At 39.3% G+C, this 952-nt stretch carries 1 protein-coding gene; it reads left to right on the top strand.

What is annotated here, in order from left to right:
• The coding region (locus HMPREF9720_RS06880; RefSeq protein WP_039940120.1) for an IS982 family transposase at positions 1-939 on the top strand (939 nt) is incomplete at its 5' end.
• Between the last annotated feature and the right edge of the window lie 13 nt (positions 940-952).

Here is a 952-nt window from a genome sequence, read left to right as displayed (position 1 = left end):
AAATTAAATGAGATCAAACATTTAATAGACAAATATCGTATGCACAACTTATATGCAATATTCGCTAAATTACTGAACATATGCAAACAAATTGCCGGCAATTTAGTCAATGAATCTGGGAATGTGCCAAGACGAGGAGTCGTCCCTAAATTCTCAGACCTTGAAGTAGTGGCTTTGAACATGGCATCAGAGGCTGTTGGTATTGACAGTGAGTCGCTGTTATTTGCAAATCTACAGGAATATAGAGTTGAAATACCCAACCTTATTTCCCGCCGACAATACAATGACAGACGTAAAATAACTTCCTCCCTATGTAATGCAATCCGAGAAAGAATGGTTGCTAAAATGGATGGTGGTGAAGACTATTTCTGTATTGATTCGAAACCGATAGAAGTATGTCGTATTGCCCGTTCCAAACGTTGCAGTATGGGAAAGAAGGATTTTAGTAAAGCACCTGGGGTAGGCTACTGCGCATCACAAAGCATGTATTACTATGGGTATAAACTCCATGCAGTCTGTGGGTTAAGTGGTGTCATCCACTCCTTTGACCTCACTAAGGCAAGTGTGCATGACATTCATTACCTGAAGGATGTGAAAGTGGATTATAGTAATTGTACAGTCATAGGGGACAGAGGATATATAAGTGCCCAAGTGCAATTGGATCTGTTTGAAACTGCCAATATCAGATTGGAGGTACCATACAGATGTAATCAAAAAGAATGGAAGCCAACATTCCCAGCTTTTGCCAAAGCGAGAAAAAGAATTGAAACCCTATTCTCGCAATTGTGTGACCAGTTTATGATTATAAGGAATTATGCGAAAGATACAGATGGATTGTTTGCCCGGATTATCGGGAAGATTAGCGCACTTACAATCCTCCAATATATTAATTACAAAAATGAAAAGCCTATTGGCAGAGTTAAATATGCGCTATTTTAATTCCGCCAACGGG

The sequence above is a fragment of the Alistipes sp. HGB5 genome (genome assembly GCF_000183485.2).
Taxonomy (GTDB): domain Bacteria; phylum Bacteroidota; class Bacteroidia; order Bacteroidales; family Rikenellaceae; genus Alistipes; species Alistipes finegoldii.
This window is presented reverse-complemented; position numbering and strand designations above follow the sequence as displayed.